Here is an 18,407-nt window from a genome sequence, read left to right as displayed (position 1 = left end):
ATAAAATTTATTATATAAGAGGTGATAAACTTGTTTATAGATGATACTATAGCAGCAATAGCAACGGCTCCTGGTGAAGGTGGGATTGGAATTATAAGAATAAGTGGAGAAAGATCACTACCAGTAGCACAGAGCATATTCAAATCTGTAACAGGAAAATTAATAGAAGATTATAACACTAGAACTTTAATATATGGAACAGTAGTTGACGGAGAGAAGGTAATAGATGAGGCCTTAGTTGCATATATGAAGGGACCTAAGTCTTATACAGGTGAGGATGTAATAGAGATAAATTGCCACGGTGGATTTATTTCAGTAAAGAAAATATTAGAACTAATACTATCAAAAGATGTAAGATTAGCAGATGCTGGAGAATTTACAAAAAGAGCATTTTTAAACGGAAGAATAGATTTATCTCAAGCAGAAGCTATAATAGATGTAATAAAAGCAAAAACTGACAAAGCTCATGAAGTTGCTCAAAGTCAATTAGAAGGTACTTTGTCTAAAAAAATAAGAGAATTAAGATTTAAAGTAACGGAAGTTTTAGCACATTTAGAAGTTTCTATTGATTTTGCAGAAGAAGATGTAGAAGAAATAACATATAAGACTCTTAGAGAAAATGCTGAAGAATTAAGAACTGAAATTAAGAAATTATATGATACTGCAGAAAGTGGAAAAATATTAAGAGATGGACTAAAAACAGTTATAATAGGTAAACCGAATGTTGGAAAATCATCATTATTAAACTCTATATTAGGGGAAAATAGGGCAATAGTTACAGATATAGCAGGAACTACAAGAGATGTAATTGAAGAGTTCGTAAATATAAAAGGAATACCTCTTAAAATAGTAGATACTGCAGGAATTAGAGAAACGGAAGATATAGTAGAGAAAATTGGTGTAGAAAGATCAAAGGAATCTTATAATACTGCTGACTTAGTAATAATGGTATTAGACTCTTCGAGACCTTTATCTCAAGAAGATAGAGAGATTCTAGAAACATTAGAAGATAAAAAGACAATAGTTATACTAAATAAGACAGATTTACCGCAAGAAATTGAATTAGATGAATTATCGAAATATGTTGACTGTAGTAGTATAATAAAGATATCGGCGTTACAAAATGAAGGAATTGAAGAATTACAAGACAAAATAGAAGCTATGGTTTACAAAGGTAGTGTTAAAAATTCCTCTAGTTTGATGATAACAAATTCCAGACATAAAGATGCTTTATTAAAAGCATATGAGTCTATAAATGATGCGATCATTGCAATAGATCAAAACATGCCATATGACTTTATAGAAGTAGACTTTAAAAATATATGGGATTACTTAGGATATATAAACGGAGATACGGTAAAAGAAGATTTATTAGATACAATATTTGCTAATTTCTGTATAGGAAAATAGGAAATATTATATTTAAAATATAACTTAATAATCAATAAAATTAATGTGACACTACGAATATTTATATAAAACATTAATGTTTTCTGTGAAACATTAATGTTTTTAGAGAGGAGATTTGCATGAAAAACTTTAATGCAGGACAATATGATGTAATAGTTGTTGGAGCAGGACATGCAGGTTGTGAAGCGGCTTTAGCAACTGCAAGAATGGGCCATAAGACGTTAATGATAACATTAACATTAGATTCAATAGCCATGATGCCATGTAATCCTAATATAGGTGGAACAGGGAAAGGGCAATTAGTTAAGGAAATAGATGCTCTTGGTGGTCAAATGGGTATAAATGCTGACAAAACAATTATACAAAGTAGAATGCTTAATACTGCCAAAGGGCCAGCAGTACATTCACTAAGAGCACAAGCGGATAAATTTAAATACCATGTAGAAATGAAGAAAACTATAGAAGACGAACCAAACTTAGATGTAGTTATGGATGAGGTTATAGATATAATTCATGAAGAAAATGTAGTTAAAGGCGTTATTACTAAGTTAGGTTGTGAATATTATGCAAAGGCAGTTATATTAGCAACAGGTGTTTATTTAAATTCTAAAATATATATGGGAGAAGTTTCTTTCATGGAAGGTCCTAATGGCTTAGGATACGCTAAAAATCTAACAGAGAGCTTAGTTAAATTAGGATTAAATATGAGAAGATTTAAAACTGGAACACCAGCTAGAATACACAGAGATAGTATTGATTTTTCGGTAATGACAATACAAGAAGGAGATGAAAAGATAACTCCATTCTCATTCCTAACAGATAAGTTAGAAATAGATCAAGAACCATGTTACTTAACAAGAACTAATGTAGGTACACATGAAATAATAATGAACAACTTAGGTAGATCAGCGATGTATAGTGGAAAAGTAGAAAGTACAGGTGCTAGATATTGCCCATCTATAGAAGATAAAGTTGTAAGATTTAATGATAAAGATTCGCATCAAATATTTATAGAACCAGAAGGTTTAGATACAAAAGAAATGTATATTCAAGGTATATCTACAAGTTTACCTTATGAAGTACAAGTACAAATGTATAAGAGTGTAGCAGGTCTTGAAAATGCAAAAATGATGAGACCAGCTTATGCAATTGAGTATGATTGTATAGACCCAACACAATTAAAAATATCTTTAGAAATAAAAGGTGTAGAAAACTTATTCAGTGCAGGACAATTTAATGGAACTTCAGGATATGAAGAGGCTGCAGCACAAGGTCTTATTGCAGGTATAAATGCTGCTATGAAAATAGAAGGTAAAGAACCTTTTGTACTTGATAGATCGGAAGCTTATATAGGTGTTCTAATAGATGACTTAGTTACAAAAGGAACTAATGAACCATATAGAATGATGACATCAAGATCAGAGTATAGATTATATTTAAGACAAGATAATGCAGATATGAGACTGACTCAAAGAGGGTATGATATAGGGCTTGTCTCAGAAGAAAGATATCAAAGATTCTTAAATAAAAAAGCAGCAGTAGAAAAAGAATTAGAGAGATTAAAAACTGAAAGAGTTACTCCTAAAGAAGTTAATGAGAAATTGTTAGAATTAGGAGCATCAGAGATAAAGGTAGGATTATCTTTATATGAGTTCTTAAAGCGACCAGAAGTTACTTATGATTTAATAGAAGCAATAGGTAAAGGCGCTGGAGAAGATGTATCAGATGAAGTAAAAGAACAATGTGTGATAATGACTAAATATGAAGGTTATATAGATAAGCAATTAAAGCAAATAGATCAATTTAAAAAGTTAGAGAATAGAAAACTTCCAGAAGATATTAGCTATGCATCTATAGATGGTCTTAGAATAGAGGCTAGACAAAAGCTTGATAATATAAAACCTATATCTATAGGACAAGCATCGCGTATATCAGGAGTTTCTCCTGCAGATATTTCAGTTCTTCTAATATATTTAGAACAAATGAAAAGAAATAGAGGAGGAAAGAATGACTAACGAAGATATATTAAGACAAGGAATTAAGGATTTTGGTATAGATGTAAATGACCAAATGATAAGTGACTTGAAAACATATAGAGAGCTATTGGTTGAGTGGAATCAAAAAATGAATTTAACTGGGATAGAAGAAGAAAAAGAAGTGTTTATTAAGCACTTCTTAGACTCTATTTCAGCTGTAAGTAAAGGATATATAAAAGATGGAATATCTTTGATAGATGTAGGAACTGGAGCTGGTTTTCCAGGGCTACCACTTAAAATATGTCTAAAGAATATAAAATTAACTCTTTTAGATTCTTTAAATAAAAGAATTAATTTCCTTCAAGAAGTCAGCAACAGTGTAAAACTTGAAGATATAGAGTTTATACATGGTAGGGCTGAGGATTTTGGAAAAAATCCAGAGTATAGAGAACAATATGACGTAGCAACAGCTAGAGCAGTTGCCGGATTACCTATTTTAATGGAGTTTTGTGTTCCATTTGTAAAATTAGGAGGATATTTTGTGTGTCTAAAAGGTCCAAATGCTAACTTAGAGCTAGAAGAATCTAAAGCAGCAATGGATATCTTAGGGTTAGAATTTGTTGAAAAGATAGATATTGAGCTACCTAATGAAGAATTAAAACATAATATATTAGTATTTAAGAAAGTTAGAAATACTCCTGAAAAATATCCAAGAAAAGCTGGGAAACCTGCCAAAAGTCCTATAAAATAAATAGAAATAGATACTTTATGGAATTTAATTATGCATTTATTTTATAGAATTTCTATAAAATAGAAGGATTAAGTAAGTATATGAAGAAATATTATACTCATATTAAATTAATAATGTAAATATCTATTGGAATTCAAATATATTTATATCTAATGAGAGAGGGATGTTATGGAAGATAAAAGAGTTGTGGAGATACCTATAGAAAATATAGTTCCAAATCCATACCAACCAAGAAAAGTGTTTTCGCAAACTGCGTTAGAAGAGTTAAGTAACTCTATAAAAGTCTATGGGATACTTCAACCAGTAACTGTTAGACAAAAAGATGATAAATATGAATTAATAGCTGGCGAAAGAAGATTTAGAGCAGCAAAACTTGCTAGCTTTGAAACTATACCGGCTATAGTACATAATATGTCTGATGAATCTTCAGCAGTTTTAGCTTTATTAGAAAACCTTCAAAGGGAAGATTTAAATTTTATAGAAGAAGCTATGGGATATGAAAGTTTAATAAAAGAACATAGTTTTACGCAACAACAGTTAGCCGAAAAGTTAGGTAAAAATCAATCTACAATAGCTAACAAACTTAGAATATTAAGACTCCCATCAGAAGTTAAGATAAAGTTAGTTGAAAATGGATTAACAGAAAGACATGCAAGAGCTCTTCTTAAATTGCCAACAGAAGAATTAATGAAAGAAGTTCTAGACAAAATTATAAAAAATGAGCTTACTGTAAAAAAGACAGAAAAGTTAATAAAGGATATAATAGAAAGTTTAGAAGCAGCAGATGAACCTGAAAAAAAACAAAGCATAAAAGCTTCTATGGGAATAAGAATATATTTAAATACAATAAAGCAAGCTTTCGATGCTATATTAAATACAGGTATTAAAGCTAAGTATAATGAAATAGATAAGGGAGACTACATGGAAGTAGTTGTAAGAATTCCTAAAAAATAAAGATTACTGCTTAGCAGTAATCTTTTTTTAAAAGTGTTAGAGGGGGAAAACTCATGGGCAAAATAATTGCAGTATTTAATCAAAAAGGTGGAGTTGGGAAAACTACAACAAATGTAAACTTAAGTGCTAGTTTAGGTAAAATGGGGAAAAAAGTTCTGGTATTAGATTTGGATCCCCAAGGAAATACAACTAGTGGATATGGGATAGAAAAAAATGAAGTTGAAAATACCATATATGAAGTAATGTTAGATGGTATTAGTATGAAGGATGCTATTATACATACTGAATTTGAAAATATAGACATAGTAGCTTCAGCTACAGATCTTGCTGGCGCAGAAATTGAAATTGCAGCTATGGATGACAGAGAGTATATATTAAAAAATGCAATAAAAGAGGTAGCCGAGGAATATGAGTATATATTTATTGACTGCCCACCTTCCCTAGGAATGCTTACTATAAACTGTTTAACATCAGTTGATAGTGTTTTAGTACCAATACAATGTGAGTATTATGCCTTAGAAGGAGTTAGTCAGTTGATGGAAACTATAAAATTAGTAAGAACAAGACTTAATCCAGATATAAGCATTCAGGGAGTAGTATTAAGTATGTTTGATGGAAGAGCTAATTTATCGATTCAAGTTGTTGAAGAAGTAAAAAAATACTTTAAAGGAAGTGTATATACAACGCTTATACCAAGGAATGTTAGATTAGCAGAAGCACCAAGTCATGGAATGCCAGTTATTTATTATGATACTAAATGTAAGGGTGCAGTTGCCTATTTAGAACTAGCTGAAGAGTTTATAGATTTAGAGGAGGATATAATATAATATGGAGAAAAGAGCATCTAAAAGAAGCAACAGATTAGGGAAAGGACTTAGTGCATTGATACCTGAATTAGAAACAAATTTTGATAAGAAAGAAATAGTTGATTTAAATATAGATAAGGTATATCCAAATGATGAGCAACCAAGAAAAAGGTTTGATGAAGAAAAGATAAAAATACTATCAGATTCTATAAAATCATATGGTGTTTTACAACCTATAGTTGTAAAGCCTGATGAAAATGGAAAATATATGATAATTGCTGGTGAAAGGAGATATAGAGCTAGTAGAATGGCTAAAAAAGACTCTATACCAGCTGTAATAAAGGATTTACCAGTAAGAGATATAATGGAAATAGCTCTTATTGAAAATCTACAGAGAGAAGACTTAAATCCAGTAGAAGAAGCATTAGCATACAGAAGTTTGATTAATAATCATCATGTTACTCAAGAAGAGATATCTGAGGCAGTAGGAAAAAGTAGACCGCATATAACGAATACTATAAGATTATTAAATCTAAGAAAAGAAGTTTTAAATATGATAGAGTATGGTGAAATAACAGCTGGCCATGGTAAAGCTTTACTTAGAATTACCGATTTAGATAAACAGTTAGAAATTGCAAATAAAATTGCAGAAGAAGGATTATCTGTAAGGGCTACTGAAAATCTAGCTAAAAAAATAAGTGAGCAACAAGAAGTAAATATTCCTAGTAAAAAAGAAAAAGATATATTTATTGTTGATGTGGAAGAAAGACTAAGAAATGTATTTGGAACGAAGGTAAATATATCTCAAGGCAAGAAAAAAGGTAAAATAGAAATCGAATATTATAATGATGATGAGTTAAATAATATAATATCTATGTTACTTGAAGATATGTAACACTTAAGGAAAGGAAATTAAATATGATTTATTTAGACAATGCAGCAACAACATATCCTAAGCCAGAATCAGTATATGAGGCGGTATTAGATTGCATGAAAAATTATTGTGCAAATCCTGGAAGAGCAGGACATAAGTTGGCAATGAGAGCTGCTAGAGAAATATACGATACTAGAGAAAATATATCAAAGTTATTTAATATAGATAATCCAATGAATATAGTATTTACAAGTAATGCCACAGATTCTTTAAATCTAGCTATAAAAGGTAGTGTATCTAGTGGAGATCATATAATAACTACTAGTATGGAGCATAATTCTGTAATAAGACCAATAAAGGCTTTAGAAGAATATGGCATAGAAAACACTATAGTAAATTGTGATAAAGATGGATTTTTAAATTATAAAGATTTAGAAAATGCAATAAGACCAAACACTAAGTTAATTGTAACAACTCATGCATCTAATGTATGTGGAACATTAATTGACATAAAAAGAGTTGGTGAAATTGCTAAAAAACATAATATTTTATACTTAGTAGATGCATCGCAAACAGCAGGGGTATATCAAATAGATGTAAAATCTATGAATATAGATATGCTAGCAGCTCCTGGACATAAATGCTTATTTGGACCACAAGGCACGGGAATTTTATATATAAGAGAAGGATTAAGCATACAAATATTAAAAGAAGGTGGAACAGGAAGTAGGTCTGAAGAATTATTTCAACCAGACTTAGTTCCAGATAGATATGAATCTGGTACTAATAATACTCCTGGTATTGCAGGATTAAATGCAGGTATAAAATTCATATTAGAAGAAGGTATAGATAATATAAGAAAATATGAAGAAGAATTATGCAAATATATGATAGATAGGTTAAGCGAAGTACCTAATATAATAATATATGGAACTAAAAACATAGAAGAAAAAGCTGCTGTAATAGCACTAAATATAGGAAACATGGATTCTGGAGAAGTAACATACTTATTAGACAGTGAGTATGATATTGCAACAAGATCAGGGATTCATTGCTCACCACTAGCTCATAAAACTTTAGGAACTTTAGAACAAGGGGTAGTAAGATTTAGTTTAGGTTATTTTACTACAAAGGATGATATAGATAAAACAATAGAAGCATTGAAAGAAATTTCAATAAATAATTAATAACCAAAGGAAGTGTTTGAAAAATTTAAAACACTTCCTTATTTTATGTAATAAAAAAGATGTATAAATGTGAAAATTATAAAATTTAGGAAAATATTGTAATTTTAAATAGTGTTTTTAAGATAAACATAAGTTATAATTATATTATAATATATACAACGGGTTAAACGAAGTAAGGGGGGAATAAGTATGAATATATTAAGTCTGGGCGAGAAAATAAAAAAGTTAAGAAAAGAAAAAAATATGACTTTAAAAGAATTAGCAGGGGATAGAATTACTGCTGCACAAATAAGCCATATAGAAAGGGATAAATCTCATACTAGTCATGAATTATTAGATTACTTAGCGAAAAGATTAGATGTTAGTATAGACTATTTATTAGAAACAAAAGAGATGCAATCTAGAAAAATAACTGATAATTTAATATTACAAAGCGAAATCTATATCAAAACTAATCAACTAGAAAATGCACAAGATCAGATAACTAAGGCTTTAGAAATTTGCAAAGAATATAATTTAACGGATAATTATGGAAAGTGCAATTTCTTATCAGCAAAAATTCATCTAAGAAGAGAAGATTATGATTTAGCCATAAGTAGCTTTGAAAAAGCTTTATTTTTCTTTATAAGAAATAATGATAGAAAAAATATATTTAAATGTTACTCATATATAGGGGAAATTTATATTAAAGAAAATTTCTATAAAGGAGCAATAAGTCATTTTAATTTTGCAGAGGAAATATTAGATGAAATAAAGGAAGAAGATATAAATCTATATAAAGACTTTTATAGTAAGATGGCAAGTTGTTATATGAAGTTAGATCAGCCTCAAAAAGCTTTAGATTATATAGCTAAGATAAATGAATTAGAAAAAAATAACTCTATAAAAGAAGAAGCTGAGATAATGGTTCTAAAAGCTAAAAGTTTATTTAGCATAGGTCAATATGAAGAATCTAAAGAATACTTTAGAAGAGCCCTGGAACTTATTGAGAAAGAAGAAGATAAAAATAAGTTAGCTAATATATATTTAATAATAAGTGATGTATATTCAAATATGGGAGATACTGAAAAAGTACTTGAGTATTCTCAAAAAGCATATGACATAAAGAAAAATGATGAAGATCAATATATGTTAGAAGGCTTATTTAAAATGATACAATCATATATTGATGATGATGAATATAATTTAGCTAGAAAATATTGTAAATTAACACTAGCATCATCTATAAAAAATAAAAATAAATTAAGTGAATATAAATCTTTAAAGTTTTATGCTGATATTTATAAAAAAGAAAATGAAATTGAATTAGCAATAGAATACTTAACTAAATGTATAGAAATAGTTTCTAATATAGAAGATTATAAGCTACTTGCAAATTTATACATAGAGCTAGGTCAATTATACTCAAATATATCAAAAGAAAAAGAATTAGAATACTACCAAAAAGGTGTATTTGTATATAAAAACTTAGAAATAATTTAAAAAGACTCTTTGAAAAAAGGAGTCTTTTTTCTTTTATAGAATAAATAACATATGTGTTAGGGAGGTGATGTGTATGAAAAAAATGACTATATTAATAATAATAGCTTTATTATTATTAATATCTATAAATCCGAGTAAGATAAATATTTTGAAAAACTTAAATGTAAGCGCTGAAAATGTAAAAGAAGTAAATTCAATAGATACTGTAGATAAAGTGAGAGGTATAATATATAAAGATAAACTTTGTGTATTAGATGGAAATAAATTAATTATTTTAAATGAAAATGGTGAAGAAGAATACAGTCAAGATATAAATATAGAAAATTCTAGTATCAATATAGATAACTATATAGATATAATTAACAAGGATAATAATAGGTGCTATAGTATAGATGAGAGTGGAAAAGTAAAGTTTTCTATGAATGTTTCACAAGAAACATTTTTATATAAAAGTATAAATGAATATGTTTTTGTAAGTGTATCCGAAAGTGATACTAATGAAATCTTAAAAATTTTTAACAATGATGGTGAATTAAATAATAAAATTGAGATAGATGGAAATGTAACTAATATAAATAGACTAGATCAATACATATTAGTATCTTATGTTAGTATTACAGATAAAATTGAAAATAAAATAGTTATATACGATGAAAATGGAAATTTAAAAGATGAAACAACATTTAACGATATTGTTTTAGACTTATTAATTATCGATAATGATGTATATGTTGTATTAGAAAATAGTGTAGAAATTTTAGACCAAAATTTAAAATCAATAAAAACAATAAATTTAGGTAATATAAGCTCCTTTGAAAAGGGTAGCGAAGATACTATTTTTATAACAGATTCCACAGGCAAATTAGGGTATATAAAAGATAAAAAATATAAAGAAATAAAAACAAATGGAGAAAAGTTTGATGTAGAAGGGATAAACAATACATTTATACTATATTCTGATAATGTTATTTATAGTGATAAGTTAAATAAAATTGAAGAATTTGACAGTAAAATAAGCGATATAAAATCTTTAGGTAAAACTCATATAGCTGTATTTCTGGATAATAGTATAAAACTTTTCAAATTAGAATAAACATTTCTATCAATATATAGAAATAATCTATAACAAAGAAAATAATAGATATGATAGAATTAATTTAAATAATTTACGAGGAAGGGTTTTAATTATGATAATTGAAGTTGATGCAAGAGGCTTAAACTGCCCTATGCCAGTTATAAACACAAAAAAAGAATTAGATAAAATAGAAGAAGGAGTAGTTATAACTACTGTAGATAATGAAATAGCAAAAGAAAATGTACTAAAATTAGCTAACTCACTTAATTGTGAAGCTAATATTATTAAAAATGAAAAAGATTTTATTTCGATAGAGATAAAAAAGGGAGAAAATGTTATAATAGAAAAAAATGAAAATGTTGCCTTAGAAGACAAGTGTATATTTATATCATCTGATAAAATGGGAGAAGGAAATGATGAATTAGGGAGAGTTCTTATAAAAGGATTTATATATACTTTAACAGAATGCAAGCCTTACCCAAAACACATTATATTGGTAAATGGTGGTGTAAAACTTAGTACGGAGAATGAAGCCACTATAGAAAATTTAAAAATATTAGAAAAAGCAGGCGTAGAAATACTATCTTGTGGGACTTGCTTAGACTATTATGGGTTAAAGGAAGAACTTCAAGTTGGAACTGTAACAAATATGTATACAATAGTAGAAATAATGAAAAATTCGTTACAAACAATATCAATATAAAATATAAATATCCAAAAGGCTACATATAATAGACATATGTAGCCTTTTGGATATTAAAATAATATATAGGAAAGAGGACTAAAAATGAACGAAATGTATATAGTATCATTTAATTCAACTCATCATGCTATTAGAACTGAAAAAATACTTAATGAAAATAATATAAGATGCACAACTCTGCCAACTCCAAGAGAAATAACTGCAAGTTGTGGAATATCAATTAGATTTTTATATGAAGATATAGAAAAAGTAAAAAATATAATAAATGAAAGTGAAGTTGATTATAAAGGAATATTTAAAATACAAAAATTGACAGATGGTAAAAAAAGTGTAGAACAAATAGGCTAGGAGGGAAGTATAATGCCATTAGACTTAAAAGTAGGGGATATAGTGGAGTTAAAAAAGCAACATGCTTGTGGATGTAAAGCATTTGAAATAACAAGGGTAGGAATGGATATAAAAATAAAGTGTACTCAATGCTCACGTCTTATAATGCTTGATAGAGAAACTTTAGAGAAAAGAATAAAGAAATTTTTAAATAAATAATATAAAAAAGGTGGTCATTTAGACCACCTTTTTTGGGGAGATTGGGATGAAATATATTTAAGTTATGGGGGCTATATACAAATATTATTATCAGTAAATGGAAAAACTATACGTATTATAAATAAAAATTATGTAATAATAAATAATAATAAGGAATAAATTCAAATTGACAATATTAATAATTAATGATAAAATAAGCAAGTATGAGAATTTATTCTCATTTCTCTGCTCTGTTAAGGCGGAGCCGTTAAGTCCAAAGGGAGGTGAATTATAGTGAAAAATTACGAATTAGTATACGTTGTTAAGCCAAATGCTGATGAAGAAGCAAGAGAAGCTGTTATGAACAAGGTTAAAGAAGTAGTTGCTACTGCTGGTGAAGTAGTTAACGTTGACGTTTGGGGAACTAAGAAATTAGCTTATCCAATAGCTAAGTTCAACGAAGGTCATTATGTATTAGTTAACTTTAAGTCTGCTGTTGATGTTCCTAAAGAATTAGACAGAAACTTAAAGATAAACGAAAACGTAATAAGACACATGATAGTTGTTGCTTAATAACTAAAAGTCTTATTATAAATTAGGATGGTGTTTTTATGAACCATGTTGTATTAGTCGGTAGACTAACTAGAGATCCTGAACTTAGATATATTCCAGGAACAGGAACACCAGTTGCTACATTTTCTGTTGCCATCGATAGAGATTATACTAAAAAAGATGGAACAAAAGAAACAGACTTTATACCTGTTGAAGTAATGGGAAAACCAGCTGAATTCTGTGCAAACTATATTTCCAAAGGGAGATTAGTTGCAATACAAGGTTCAATAAGGGTTGACCAATATAAAACTCAAACAGGAGAAAATAGAACTTTTACTAAAGTAAGTGCTCGTAATGTACAAGCTTTAGATAGCAATAGAAATAGAATGGATAGTCCATATCCAGAAACATCTAGAGGTTCAGAACCGACTTTTGAACCAAGCTTTGAACCGCAAGGATTAGATCCACAAGGATTCCAAGCTATAGATGACGATGATATACCATTTTAGAAAAGGAGGGGAAAAATATGATAAACAAGAAAAGACGTAAAAAGAAAAGAGTTTGTCAATTCTGTGCTTCTAAAGACGCTAGAATAGACTACAAAAACACTCAAAGATTACAAAAATACGTAACTGAAAGAGGTAAAATATTACCAAGAAGAATCTCTGGAACTTGTGCTAAGCATCAAAGAGAATTAACAGTTGCTATAAAGAGAGCTAGAAATATAGCACTTTTACCATATACTTTAGACTAAGATTTAGTCTAATTAAAAAACGAGCCTTAGGGCTCGTTTTTTGTTTATCTATTTTATCTGCTTAATGCATTTAAATTATGGTATAATGTTTATATATTAAGGAGGGGGAATTTGTGAGATTTGATAAAGGTTCTGAAATTACTAAAAATGTAAAAATAATAGAATGGATGAAAAATGAGATATTAATGAGTATAAGTGACTTATTTAATCTGCTATTTAAAGGTGTAAAACCTGTAGATGAAGTGTTACAAGATACTTTAGCTAACATTATAATGATTACATACCTTTTAGCAAAAAGACTTGGAATAAGTTTTAAAGATATAGACTATAAAATTAAAGAAAAGATAAAAATAGGAATAAAAGAAGAACATAGTATAGAAACTTGGTACGGAGATTTAAGTAATTTAAAAAAACATATGGACAATAAGGAGTGATTCTAATTGAGTAAAAATTTTGGACTATCTAGAGCAGCAATGATAGTCACGTTAGGGATAATATTAGTGTTATTATCGGTATATGTTCCAATGTTAGGAATACTTGCACTAGCAATACCTGTTCCATACGCAATAATAGGAACTTTATTCGAAAGAAAATATGCTTTTTTATCACTAATAATAACATTTTTTGTGGTTATGTTTACTGTAGATCCTATATACTCAACAAGTACATGTATAATGAGCATAATTCCAGGGTTAATTATAGGTAACTTAGCTAAACATAATATAAACAATGAAAATAGTAATAAGTTTGAACCTATATATGGAGGAACAATTGCTTTTGTAATCTGTACAATAGCTTTTTATGTTTTTGCACAAGTAATTTTTAAAATCAATATAATTGACGAGTTCACAAATTTAATATCTTCTAGTTTTAATGATCAAGTAAAAATGATGCAAGAAATGAATATTGATTTATATAAAAATATAAATATGGAAGATTTTTTAATTTTAGCTAAGAATATGATACCAACAATGTTGTTTTTAAAAGGATTAATAGCAGCATTTATAACATATTATTTAGAGGTATTTATGTTAAAGAGAACTAAAATGCTGAATTTAGCAAAACCTACATTTAAAGATTTTTACTTACCAGGAAATGCTGTAGGGACATCATTTGCACTATACTTAATAGTTCTATTATTAGGATTTATGAATATAGGTTTATATACAGATTCAATAATGTTTAACTTACAAATGGTATTTAATTTTATGTTTATAGTCCAAGGTATCGCAGTATCTATTTACTATATTAAAAAGTGGTTAAAGCAAGGTACAGGAAAAAATATTTTAGTATCAGGCTTACTTATAGGTATATTTGGTACTATGGGGATATCACTTATAGGTATGCTAGATAGTATTATTGACTTTAGAAGGGTAAGAAGCTATAAGTCCACTTAGGAGGGTAGAAATGAGGAGTAAACCAAGTTTTAAAATAAATATGCCAGAAATAAATATATATATAATAATTATAGGAATAACAAGTACTTTACTACTTTTCTATAATTTATATGTAGGTTGTTTATTTTTCTTTGGTTTTATATATATAGTCTTTCATAACTGGAGAATAGCTAATATTAGAAAAAAAGAATGGACTAAATATATTCAAAACTTATCTTTAGATATAGATGAGACAACCAAAAAGGCTATAATGAATCTTCCTATACCTCTATGTATACTTGAGTTTGATGGAACTATATCATGGTACAATAATAAATTCTATAAAATGACAGAGTCAGCTGATTTATTAGGTATAAACATAGATAGTATAATAAAAAATTTAAACCTTAGAAAAGTACTAAATGAAAACAAGGAATTGTATACAGAGGTAAAATATAAGGATAGAGAATATACAGTAGTTTATAATGTAATAAAAAATGAGCAAGAAAAAAATGCGAAGTATTTAATGATGCTCTATTGGTTAGATAAAACAGACTATTTAGAACTTGAAAAAAAATATAATGAAGAGAAAAATGTAATTATGTTGATTCAAGTTGATGGATATGATGAAGTATTAAAGAGTACAAGTGAAGAAAACAGACCTTTAATAAACTTAGAAATAGAAAAAATGTTAACATCTTTGGAAACTAACACCAAAAGTGCATTGAAAAGAACATCAAAAGATAAGTTTATATTAATAATGAACAAAAAAGAGTTAAATGAAGTAGAAGAAAGTAAATTTGCAATTTTAGATAATATAAGAAATATAAACCATGGAAATAGTCTACCTGTAACAATAAGTATAGGTGTAGGTATAGATGGAGAAACAGTAAATGAAAACTTTAAACTTGCAAATAGTGCTTTAGATTTAGCCTTAGGTAGAGGTGGAGATCAAGCTGTTATAAAAACTGAAGATAAGTTTGCATTTTATGGTGGTAAATCTAAAGCTGTTGAAAAAACAACAAAAGTTAAATCAAGGCTGATAGGACATGCTTTAAGAGAAGTTATATTAGGAAGCAGTCAAGTATATATAATGGGACATAAATATCCGGACATGGATGCTATGGGTTCTGCTGTAGGGATTTATGATATATGTAAATCATGCAATAAAGAAGCAAATATAGTACTAGATTCGTCAAATGAATCAATAGACGAATTTGTAAAAAGATTAGAAAATCAAGAGTACTACAATAATATATTTATAAATAAAGATGATGCTATAAGAAATTGTAATAAGAATACACTTGTAGTTGTTGTTGATACACATAGACCTGGATATACAGAGTGCCCAGAACTTTTAGGATTGACTAAAAAAATAGTTGTTATAGATCACCATAGAAGAGGTGTAGAATTTATAAATGATGCAGTATTATTATTCCACGAAATATATGTATCATCAACTTGTGAGATGGTTACAGAATTAGTTCAATATATGGAAGAAAACGTAAAAATAAATAAAATAACAGCAGAGGGCCTTTTAGCAGGTATAATTCTAGATACAAAGCACTTTGCATTTAAAACTGGAGTAAGAACATTTGAAGCGGCTTCTTATTTGAAAAAAATGGGTGCTGATACTGTAGAAGTTAAGAAGATGTTTAACTCGGATGTACAAGACTTTATAACGAAAGCTGATATTATAAAAAATTCCAAAGTAATAGACAATAGAATTGCCTTAGCATATTCAGATAGAGAAATAGAAAATATAAATGTTGTAATTGCTCAAGCAGCAGATGAATTGTTAAGTGTAAAAGGCATAGAAGCATCTTTTGTCCTAGGAAGAAAGAATGAAACAGTATTTATAAGTTCAAGGTCATTTGGACATATAAACGTCCAAGTTTTAATGGAAAAACTAGGTGGCGGAGGTCACTTAGATATAGCTGGAGCACAAATTGAAAATTCTAGCCTAGAAGATGCATACAAAGAGGTGTATGAAATAATACAAGAGTACTTACAGGAGGAAGAATAGATGAAAGTAATTTTATTAAAAGATGTAAAGGGTACAGGTAAAAAAGGAGAAGTAAAAGAAGTAAGTGATGGTTATGCAAGAAACTTCTTACTACCTAAGAAGATGGCAGTAGTAGCAGATAACACTGCTATGAAGGAACTAAATGAAAAAAATAAAGCAATAGAAAATAAAGCTCAAAAAGAATATGAAGCAGCTGTAGAATTAGGAAAGAAAATGGAAGAAATGAATATAGTAATATATTCTAAAGCTGGAGAAGGCGGAAGATTATTTGGTTCAATAACTTCTAAAGATATAGCTGAACAATTGAAGAAGCAACACGAAGTAGTAGTTGATAAAAGAAAAGTATTATTAGAAGAACCAATAAGAGTTTTAGGTTCAACTTTTGTTGAAATAAAAATACATCAAAAGGTTGTTACAAAAATAAGAGTAGATGTAAAAGAAAAACAATAGATTGTATGCTCGAGGTGATTTAAATGGAAGACGTAACGAGAATACCTCCCCATAGTGTGGAATCAGAACAATCTATATTAGGTTCTATATTATTAGATAAGGATGCAATAATAACAGTCAGTGAAACTATAAGACCAAGTGATTTTTATAAAGAAGCGCACAAGATTATTTATGAATGCATGCTTAAGTTAAGTAACAAGAATGAGCCGATAGATTTAATCACTTTGACAGAAGAATTAAGAAAACAGGGACATCTAGATGATGTTGGAGGAATAAGTTATATAACAAGTCTTTCTACAATAGTGCCTACAACTTCTAATGTTAAATACTATGCAGATATAGTAAAAGAGAAGTCGGTGCTTAGACAGCTTATAAAAGCATCTAATGATATAATAAATTTAGGATATGAAAATTCTGTAAAGGTAGAAGAAGTTCTAGAAAAAGCAGAAAAAAGAATATTTGATATATCCCAAGAAAAAGCTAGTGATGACTTTAAGTCTATAAACGAGGTTTTAGTAGATGCCTATGATATGATTGAAAAATTATACACTAATAAAAGTGATGTAACGGGCATAACAACAGGATTTAAAGATTTAAATAAAAAAATAAATGGGCTTCAAAGAACTGACTTAATATTAATAGCAGCTCGTCCTGCAATGGGTAAAACTGCATTTTCTTTAAACTTAGTCCAAAATGCAGCTTTAAAAGGAGATGCATCTGTAGCGGTATTTAGTTTGGAGATGTCTAAGGATCAATTAGTACAGCGTATGCTAGCAGCTCAATCTCATGTAGAGTTAAAGAAGATAAAAACGGGTACTTTAGATGAGAATGATTGGCCAAGGATAATTGATGCGATGGCTGTTTTATCAAATGCTAATATACATATAGATGATACTCCTGGTATAAAAATATCAGAATTAAGATCTAAGTGTAGAAAGCTAAAAATAGAAAAGGGTCTAGATTTAATACTTATAGATTATCTTCAGCTTATGGAGGGTGAAGGTAATAATGAAAGTAGACAACAAGAAATAGCTAAAATATCTAGATCACTAAAGATAATAGCAAAAGAGTTAAATTGTCCTGTAGTAGCACTTTCTCAGTTATCGCGTGCACCTGAGCAAAGAGCTGACCATAGACCGATGCTATCAGACTTAAGAGAGTCTGGATCAATAGAACAAGATGCAGATATAGTTATGTTTTTATATAGAGATGAGTATTATCATCCAGATTCAGAACGTAAAAATATAGGTGAAGTATTAATTGCGAAAAATAGACATGGTGAAACTGGTTCAGTAGAATTAGTTTGGCTAGGAGAAGTTCAAAAATTTGCAGATAAAGCTAGAGATATGTAATACTAATAAATATCCACAGAACAAATTTTCTATAAAAAAATATTTATGTGGATATTTGGCAGAAATTATAAATAAAGATTGGAAAATAGACGAAGTATTATCCACACTATCCACAGAACGTCTGTTGATAACTGTTGATAAGTAGAAAAAGCTG

The 18,407-nt window shown here is 28.6% G+C and carries 20 protein-coding genes; all 20 read left to right on the top strand.

What is annotated here, in order from left to right:
* The first annotated feature begins 30 nt into the window (after positions 1–30).
* The 20 genes from mnmE (at position 31) to dnaB (ending at position 18,253) form a co-directional block, all read left to right on the top strand.
* A complete protein-coding gene (gene mnmE / locus HF520_RS13180) occupies positions 31–1,410 on the top strand; it encodes a tRNA uridine-5-carboxymethylaminomethyl(34) synthesis GTPase MnmE (protein WP_168574426.1) in 1,380 nt (459 codons plus the stop codon).
* 119 nt (positions 1,411–1,529) lie between these two features.
* Entirely contained in the window at positions 1,530–3,425 is a 1,896-nt protein-coding gene (mnmG, locus tag HF520_RS13175; RefSeq protein WP_168574425.1) for a tRNA uridine-5-carboxymethylaminomethyl(34) synthesis enzyme MnmG, read from the top strand.
* The gene (gene rsmG, locus HF520_RS13170) at positions 3,418–4,137 is read left to right on the top strand and encodes a 16S rRNA (guanine(527)-N(7))-methyltransferase RsmG (RefSeq protein WP_168574424.1); all 720 of its coding nucleotides are present in this window, start codon (positions 3,418–3,420) and stop codon (positions 4,135–4,137) included. The genes mnmG and rsmG overlap by 8 nt, the downstream gene beginning before the upstream one ends.
* Positions 4,138–4,305: 168 nt before the next feature.
* Complete coding sequence (gene noc / locus HF520_RS13165) at positions 4,306–5,091, top strand: nucleoid occlusion protein (protein ID WP_168574423.1); 786 nt, start codon at positions 4,306–4,308, stop codon at positions 5,089–5,091.
* Positions 5,092–5,144: 53 nt separating this feature from the next.
* Positions 5,145–5,918 carry a ParA family protein gene (locus tag HF520_RS13160; RefSeq protein WP_168574422.1) on the top strand — a complete coding sequence of 258 codons (774 nt, stop codon included), beginning with the start codon at positions 5,145–5,147 and terminating at the stop codon, positions 5,916–5,918.
* Position 5,919: 1 nt separating this feature from the next.
* The gene (locus HF520_RS13155; protein WP_168574421.1) at positions 5,920–6,792 is read left to right on the top strand and encodes a ParB/RepB/Spo0J family partition protein; all 873 of its coding nucleotides are present in this window, start codon (positions 5,920–5,922) and stop codon (positions 6,790–6,792) included.
* Between the two features lie 23 nt (positions 6,793–6,815).
* On the top strand, positions 6,816–7,958 hold the full coding sequence (locus HF520_RS13150; protein WP_168574420.1) for an aminotransferase class V-fold PLP-dependent enzyme: 1,143 nt from the start codon (positions 6,816–6,818) through the stop codon (positions 7,956–7,958).
* A 189-nt stretch (positions 7,959–8,147) separates the two neighbouring features.
* Entirely contained in the window at positions 8,148–9,440 is a 1,293-nt protein-coding gene (locus HF520_RS13145) for a helix-turn-helix domain-containing protein (protein WP_168574419.1), read from the top strand.
* A gap of 73 nt (positions 9,441–9,513) precedes the next feature.
* Positions 9,514–10,533, top strand: a complete 1,020-nt coding sequence (locus HF520_RS13140) for a hypothetical protein (RefSeq protein ID WP_168574418.1) — start codon at positions 9,514–9,516, stop codon at positions 10,531–10,533.
* Between the two features lie 94 nt (positions 10,534–10,627).
* On the top strand, positions 10,628–11,218 hold the full coding sequence (gene yedF, locus HF520_RS13135) for a sulfurtransferase-like selenium metabolism protein YedF (RefSeq protein WP_168574417.1): 591 nt from the start codon (positions 10,628–10,630) through the stop codon (positions 11,216–11,218).
* 84 nt (positions 11,219–11,302) lie between these two features.
* On the top strand, positions 11,303–11,566 hold the full coding sequence (locus HF520_RS13130) for a DUF3343 domain-containing protein (protein ID WP_168574416.1): 264 nt from the start codon (positions 11,303–11,305) through the stop codon (positions 11,564–11,566).
* Positions 11,567–11,578: 12 nt separating this feature from the next.
* Positions 11,579–11,764 (top strand): DUF951 domain-containing protein, encoded by a 186-nt coding sequence (locus HF520_RS13125; RefSeq protein ID WP_168574415.1) that lies wholly within the window; start codon positions 11,579–11,581, stop codon positions 11,762–11,764.
* Positions 11,765–12,037: 273 nt separating this feature from the next.
* Positions 12,038–12,316, top strand: coding sequence for a 30S ribosomal protein S6 (rpsF, locus tag HF520_RS13120; RefSeq protein WP_168574414.1), 279 nt, complete (start codon positions 12,038–12,040; stop codon positions 12,314–12,316).
* A gap of 38 nt (positions 12,317–12,354) precedes the next feature.
* Positions 12,355–12,804: a single-stranded DNA-binding protein gene (gene ssb / locus HF520_RS13115; protein ID WP_168574413.1), complete on the top strand. Its 450-nt coding sequence runs from the start codon at positions 12,355–12,357 to the stop codon at positions 12,802–12,804.
* A 17-nt stretch (positions 12,805–12,821) separates the two neighbouring features.
* Positions 12,822–13,049: a 30S ribosomal protein S18 gene (rpsR, locus tag HF520_RS13110; RefSeq protein WP_071118875.1), complete on the top strand. Its 228-nt coding sequence runs from the start codon at positions 12,822–12,824 to the stop codon at positions 13,047–13,049.
* Positions 13,050–13,162: 113 nt separating this feature from the next.
* Positions 13,163–13,483, top strand: coding sequence for a MazG-like family protein (locus tag HF520_RS13105; RefSeq protein WP_168574412.1), 321 nt, complete (start codon positions 13,163–13,165; stop codon positions 13,481–13,483).
* Between the two features lie 6 nt (positions 13,484–13,489).
* Positions 13,490–14,446 carry a YybS family protein gene (locus HF520_RS13100; RefSeq protein ID WP_168574411.1) on the top strand — a complete coding sequence of 319 codons (957 nt, stop codon included), beginning with the start codon at positions 13,490–13,492 and terminating at the stop codon, positions 14,444–14,446.
* A gap of 10 nt (positions 14,447–14,456) precedes the next feature.
* Positions 14,457–16,451 (top strand): DHH family phosphoesterase, encoded by a 1,995-nt coding sequence (locus HF520_RS13095; RefSeq protein ID WP_168574410.1) that lies wholly within the window; start codon positions 14,457–14,459, stop codon positions 16,449–16,451.
* Entirely contained in the window at positions 16,452–16,901 is a 450-nt protein-coding gene (gene rplI / locus HF520_RS13090; RefSeq protein ID WP_168574409.1) for a 50S ribosomal protein L9, read from the top strand.
* Between the two features lie 23 nt (positions 16,902–16,924).
* Positions 16,925–18,253 carry a replicative DNA helicase gene (dnaB, locus tag HF520_RS13085; protein WP_168574408.1) on the top strand — a complete coding sequence of 443 codons (1,329 nt, stop codon included), beginning with the start codon at positions 16,925–16,927 and terminating at the stop codon, positions 18,251–18,253.
* The last annotated feature ends 154 nt before the right edge of the window (positions 18,254–18,407 follow it).

Source organism: Romboutsia sp. CE17, from assembly GCF_012317385.1.
In the GTDB taxonomy this organism is placed as follows: Bacteria; Bacillota; Clostridia; order Peptostreptococcales; family Peptostreptococcaceae; genus Romboutsia_E.
This window is presented reverse-complemented; position numbering and strand designations above follow the sequence as displayed.